Here is a 4,916-nt window from a genome sequence, read left to right as displayed (position 1 = left end):
CGAAGCGAAAGGCGACGGCACGGACTAGCCGTTGCTGGTGTGGCGTAAGCCACGCCAGCAGGTAAAACCCCTCGGTATCTAACAGAGGGGTACGTTTGCAAATAGACAATAGACAAAAAACATAGGAAACATAAGGCTTCTGGCATGGTTTTCTAGCAAAAATCGGCTGTGAAGTCGCCTTAAAAAACTTCACACTTTACAGATTGGGGGTATGGTTCTGAATGAAGAACAACGGATAAAAGAATTACGGGAGAAACGGATTGCTTACGGTATCTCACAAGGCAGGCTGGCGGTGGCTTCTGGTATCACAAGGGAATATTTCAACAAGATAGAAAGTGGAAAAATGAAGCCGTCAAAGGAACTTCTGGAAACTCTGCATAAGGAACTGGCAAGGTTCAATCCAGAAGTACCGCTTACCATGCTGTTTGATTATGTGAAAATTCGTTTTCCCACGCTGGATATACAGCACATCATCAAAGATATATTAAAACTGAATATCAATTATATGCTCCATGAAGATTACGGACATTACAGTTATACGGAGCATTATTCTTTAGGGGACATCTTTATCTATACGTCGGCTGACGAAGAAAAAGGTGTCCTTTTAGAGTTAAAGGGGCGTGGTTGCCGACAGTTTGAAAGTTACCTGCTGGCACAGCAAAGAAGCTGGTATGACTTTCTCATGGACGCACTCGTAGACGGTGGCGTGATGAAGCGTATCGACCTTGCTATCAACGACCATACGGGCATTTTGTATATTCCAGAGCTTGCGGAAAAATGCAGGAAACGGGAATATATCGGAAAGTCCAGAAGTTATAAGTTTTATCAGTCGGGCGAGCTTATCAAGCACAGAGAGGACGACAGAGAATATATGGGACGCACCCTTTATCTTGGTTCACTGAAATCAGATGTGTATTTCTGTATCTATGAAAAGGACTATGAGCAGTACGTCAAGTTAGGGACACCTCTGGAAGAAGCCGACATTATCAACCGTTTTGAGATACGGCTTAGAAATGAACGTGCCTATTATGCAGTACGGGATTTGCTGACGTATTATGACGCAGAGCAGACCGCCTTTTCTATTATCAACCAATATGTGCGGTTTGTTGATGAAGAACCCGACAAGCGAAAAAATGACTGGAAACTCAATGACCGCTGGGCTTGGTTTATCGGCGATAACAGACAGAGCTTGAAGCTGACGACAAAGCCAGAGCCTTACACCTTAGACCGCACATTGCGGTGGGTACAAAGGCAGGTAGCACCGACCTTGAAAATGCTGAAAAAGATTGATAAGGGAAACGGTACAGACTACATGGAAACAATCGAACAGCAGGCAAAGCTCACAGAAAAGCATGAAATGATAATCAAACAGCAGACGACCCCTGCAAAAGATTTAGTAGAAAGTTAGGAGTGATAAAAATGTGGGTATTATTAAAAGACTTCCTGCTGGTATCTATGGGAATGGGTATCGGTGTAGTCTTGATGTGTATTTTGAATGTCGGCAAAGAAGCTGACTATGAAATGAAACAATTAGAAGAAAGCGAGGACAATTAAATGAATTTCGGACAAAATTTGTATCAATGGTTTTTATCAAACGCACAGAGCTTAGTGCTTATGGCGATTGTGGTTATCGGTATCTACTTAGGGTTCAAGCGTGAGTTTTCCAAACTTATCGGCTTCTTGGTAGTTGCCTTAATTGCTGTCGGCTTGGTATTCAATGCTGGCGGTGTGAAAGATGTACTGTTAGAGCTGTTCAATAAGATTATCGGTGCGTAAAATTTTATTGTAGTGCTGATATAGGAATGTTATAATTTTCAAGAAAGGTAATCAAATAATGATTATCTAAAATGACAAAGATAAAAACGCAAAGCATTTTATTATGTGAGAGCTGGTAGGTAGCCCAGCCGTCCTATGTTTATAGGGTAAGTAACCTGCCCCTCCGGGTTGTCCGTTCTTTGTTTGGAAATAAACAAGGAGGGATTGATATGAAGACAATAAAATGTAAATTGACTGTGTATTTTGCAGAACCTTTTTGGGTTGGAGTTTTTGAAAGAATTTGTGATGGAAAACTTTCCGTAGCAAAGGTAACATTTGGTGCAGAGCCAAAAGATTACGATATTCAAGAATTTGTGTTGAAACATTATTATGATTTACAATTTAGTCCAGCAGTTGAAACGATTGTAAAAAAGGATAAGAAAAATCCTAAAAGAGTTCTTAGAGATGTAAAGAAACAATTACAGAACAATGGAATTGGGACAAAATCGCAACAAGCTTTAAAATTACAACATGAATTAAAAAAGGAAGAATATAAATCTAATTCCAAACATAAAAAGCAAATGGACGCAGAACAAAAGTTTAAGTTGAAGCAACAAAAGAAAAAAGCAAAACACAGAGGACATTAAATGATGTTGCTATATCATAAACTAAAAATTTTATAAGTTCATATCTACACAAAGCAGTTAGTCTTATGATTGACTGCTTTTTTCTTGCCAAAATTTCAGATTGGAGTGATGATATGGTGTCTGTTAGAGCTGTTCAATAAGATTATCGGAGCATAAAATTTTATTGTAGTGCTGATATGAGAATGTTATAATGTGGATATGAAAAAACGATAAACGGTAATTTAAAAAGGGGGAATGAAAAAGTGGCAGTTTCAAATATAAATACAATTATCAATAATGATATTCAAAAAGTTTGGAACATTGTTTTAGCTGTTGATAAATATAACTTATGGCGAAGTGATTTGAGCAAAACAGAAATAATAAATGACAAACAATTTATTGAATACACAAAAAATGGATATGCTACTACATTTACCGTTACCGTTGTAGAACCATATAAACGCTGGGAATTTGATATGGAGAATAGCAACATGAAAGGTCACTGGATTGGTATTTTTACAGACAAAGGGAATGAAACACAAATAGACTTTACAGAAAATGTGATACCTAAAAAAGTGGTTTATGAAACCTTTTGTAAAAACCTATTTGAAAAAACAACAAAAGCAATTTGTTCTGGACTTAAAGAAAGCATTGGAATAATAAAATTCAAGATTGGAGATTTAGAAATGGCTTCAAGTAAAGATTATTTACAATTTGTTTTAGAACAATTATCAGAATTACAAGAAATAACATATCGTGCAATGATGGGAGAATTTATTATCTATTATCGTGGAAAAATCGTTGGCGGTATATATGATGATAGGTTACTGGTAAAACCAACAAAGTCTGCAATTTTTTATATGCCAACAGTTACTTATGAAATTCCATACGAAAATGCCAAAGAAATGTTATTGGTGGAAGAAATTGATAATAAAGATTTTCTGACGGGGTTATTTAATGTGATGTATGATGAACTACCAACGCCAAAACCTAAAAAGAAAAAATAAACAGTTTCTAGTTTGACAATTTCATATCCATACACACAAAGCAGTTAGTCTTAAGATTGACTGCTTTTTTCTTACCAAAATTTCAGATTGGAGTGATAAAATGAGCGATATTTTTAAGGATATGCAGGCAAACGTCGGCTGTGAATACATTTCTGACCTGCCCTCTTACAAACGTAAGGTGTGGCAGGAAATGAAACGACTGAACCCTGCCGACTATCCGAAAAAGCAACTGGAAGATTTTTCTGTCTATGTGTTTGGTATGTCGTACCAGACCATAAAAGATGTGATGAAACAACAGAAAGGACGTGAGGAACAATGCAGGAAACAAGGGTGCTGGTGGAAACGAGAGGAACAACTGGCGAAGAAACAATATCATACTGGTTCGACCTGCCGATAGAGGTTGCCGAGTTTGAAGAAAAGTTAGGTATCGGTGCAGAAAGTGGGGATTACCACATTATCGAAAAGGTGTTGCCTTATGCTGATGAAGTCCACGAACATACCAGCGTGTACCAGCTCAACGAATTAGATTTTATGTACCGCCAGCTTTCAAGTGATATGCAGGAAGAATATGTATCACTTCTTACCGTGTATGAAAACTTAGAAGCTCTTTATATTTGCAGAAATGTGATTACGGTTTATCCCGACTGTAAAAGCATGATAGATGTTGCAAGGCAAAAGCTGATGAACGACCCGACGTTCAAACATTTATCCGAGGACTGTCAAGAATATTACTTTGACTTTGAAGCCTACGCTTCTCACTTGCAGGAACACGGGAAATTTTTAGTAACAGAACACGGTATCTTTGAACTGCCAGAGTAGGAAATGAGGTGGTGCTTATGATTGATGATATGGCGGTTTACATTGCTAATCTTGGCAAATATAACGAGGGCTATTTAGTGGGTGCTTGGTTCACGTTTCCTATTGACGAGGAAGATGTGAAAGAAAAAATCGGCTTGAATGAACAATATGAGGAATACGCTATCCATGATACCGATAACTTCCCCATTGCGATTGGCGAGTATGTTTCCATTGAAGAACTCAATGAGATATATGAAATGATAGAGGAACTTCCCGACTATATCGTAGAGTGTCTGGACGAATTTATCAGCCACTACGGGACGCTGGAAGAAGTCGTGGAACACAAGGACGATATTTATTATTATCCCGACTGTGAAACCATGACAGACGTTGCTACTACTACATAGACGAATTGCAGGCACTTGGGGATATTCCACCCAGCTTACAGAATTACATTGACTATGAAGCCTACGGGCGAGATTTGGATATGGGCGGTTGCTTCATTGAAACAAGTCGAGGTATGTGCGAGATACCATATTAACGCTGGAAGATCAGCGACAAGCATTGTTGCTACTGACAGCGTATTTCTCTTTAAGGGACAGTCTGAAAATGGCTGTCCTTTTCTCTTTGAAGAACTTACGAAAGGAGCTGAAAGAACTTGAAAAAGATTAAATCTTATACGGGTATCTGGAACGTGGAAAAAGTCTTGTATGCAATCAATGACTTTAAC

At 38.2% G+C, this 4,916-nt stretch carries 8 protein-coding genes and 1 pseudogene; all 9 read left to right on the top strand.

The window, feature by feature from the left end; all coding sequences use genetic code 11:
- The first annotated feature begins 211 nt into the window (after positions 1-211).
- The 9 genes and pseudogenes from mobT (at position 212) to DXB52_RS16275 (ending at position 4,848) form a co-directional block, all read left to right on the top strand.
- Positions 212-1,408, top strand: a complete 1,197-nt coding sequence (gene mobT, locus DXB52_RS14810) for a MobT family relaxase (protein ID WP_118107943.1) — start codon at positions 212-214, stop codon at positions 1,406-1,408.
- Positions 1,409-1,419: 11 nt separating this feature from the next.
- Complete coding sequence (locus DXB52_RS14805) at positions 1,420-1,554, top strand: DUF3789 domain-containing protein (RefSeq protein ID WP_005340705.1); 135 nt, start codon at positions 1,420-1,422, stop codon at positions 1,552-1,554.
- On the top strand, positions 1,555-1,776 hold the full coding sequence (locus tag DXB52_RS14800; protein WP_002323342.1) for a hypothetical protein: 222 nt from the start codon (positions 1,555-1,557) through the stop codon (positions 1,774-1,776). It abuts the gene before it with no gap.
- A 209-nt stretch (positions 1,777-1,985) separates the two neighbouring features.
- Positions 1,986-2,402 carry a YjdF family protein gene (locus tag DXB52_RS14795; RefSeq protein WP_005428613.1) on the top strand — a complete coding sequence of 139 codons (417 nt, stop codon included), beginning with the start codon at positions 1,986-1,988 and terminating at the stop codon, positions 2,400-2,402.
- A gap of 665 nt (positions 2,403-3,067) precedes the next feature.
- Positions 3,068-3,388 carry a TfoX/Sxy family protein gene (locus DXB52_RS14785; protein ID WP_076627798.1) on the top strand — a complete coding sequence of 107 codons (321 nt, stop codon included), beginning with the start codon at positions 3,068-3,070 and terminating at the stop codon, positions 3,386-3,388.
- A gap of 100 nt (positions 3,389-3,488) precedes the next feature.
- The gene (locus DXB52_RS14780; RefSeq protein ID WP_118107941.1) at positions 3,489-3,785 is read left to right on the top strand and encodes a conjugal transfer protein; all 297 of its coding nucleotides are present in this window, start codon (positions 3,489-3,491) and stop codon (positions 3,783-3,785) included.
- The gene (locus tag DXB52_RS14775; RefSeq protein WP_118107940.1) at positions 3,704-4,207 is read left to right on the top strand and encodes an antirestriction protein ArdA; all 504 of its coding nucleotides are present in this window, start codon (positions 3,704-3,706) and stop codon (positions 4,205-4,207) included. The genes DXB52_RS14780 and DXB52_RS14775 overlap by 82 nt, the downstream gene beginning before the upstream one ends.
- A 17-nt stretch (positions 4,208-4,224) precedes the next feature.
- Positions 4,225-4,727 (top strand): annotated as a pseudogene (locus DXB52_RS14770) (antirestriction protein ArdA).
- On the top strand, positions 4,690-4,848 hold the full coding sequence (locus DXB52_RS16275; protein ID WP_181989226.1) for a hypothetical protein: 159 nt from the start codon (positions 4,690-4,692) through the stop codon (positions 4,846-4,848). The pseudogene DXB52_RS14770 and the gene DXB52_RS16275 overlap by 38 nt, the downstream one beginning before the upstream one ends.
- Positions 4,849-4,916 lie beyond the last annotated feature (68 nt).

Source organism: Ruminococcus sp. OM04-4AA, from assembly GCF_003462585.1.
Lineage (GTDB): Bacteria > Bacillota > Clostridia > Lachnospirales > Lachnospiraceae > Mediterraneibacter > Mediterraneibacter faecis.
Note: the sequence above shows the minus strand (reverse complement) of the source record. Positions and strands in the feature narration are given on the sequence as shown.

Bases quoted from the DNA above. Each gene is read 5' to 3' on its own strand.
- mobT (WP_118107943.1), top strand. From the start codon at position 212: ATGGTTCTGAATGAAGAACAACGGATAAAAGAATTACGGGAGAAACGG.
- DXB52_RS14805 (WP_005340705.1), top strand. From the start codon at position 1,420: ATGTGGGTATTATTAAAAGACTTCCTGCTGGTATCTATGGGAATGGGT.
- DXB52_RS14800 (WP_002323342.1), top strand. From the start codon at position 1,555: ATGAATTTCGGACAAAATTTGTATCAATGGTTTTTATCAAACGCACAG.
- DXB52_RS14795 (WP_005428613.1), top strand. From the start codon at position 1,986: ATGAAGACAATAAAATGTAAATTGACTGTGTATTTTGCAGAACCTTTT.
- DXB52_RS14785 (WP_076627798.1), top strand. From the start codon at position 3,068: ATGGCTTCAAGTAAAGATTATTTACAATTTGTTTTAGAACAATTATCA.
- DXB52_RS14780 (WP_118107941.1), top strand. From the start codon at position 3,489: ATGAGCGATATTTTTAAGGATATGCAGGCAAACGTCGGCTGTGAATAC.
- DXB52_RS14775 (WP_118107940.1), top strand. From the start codon at position 3,704: ATGCAGGAAACAAGGGTGCTGGTGGAAACGAGAGGAACAACTGGCGAA.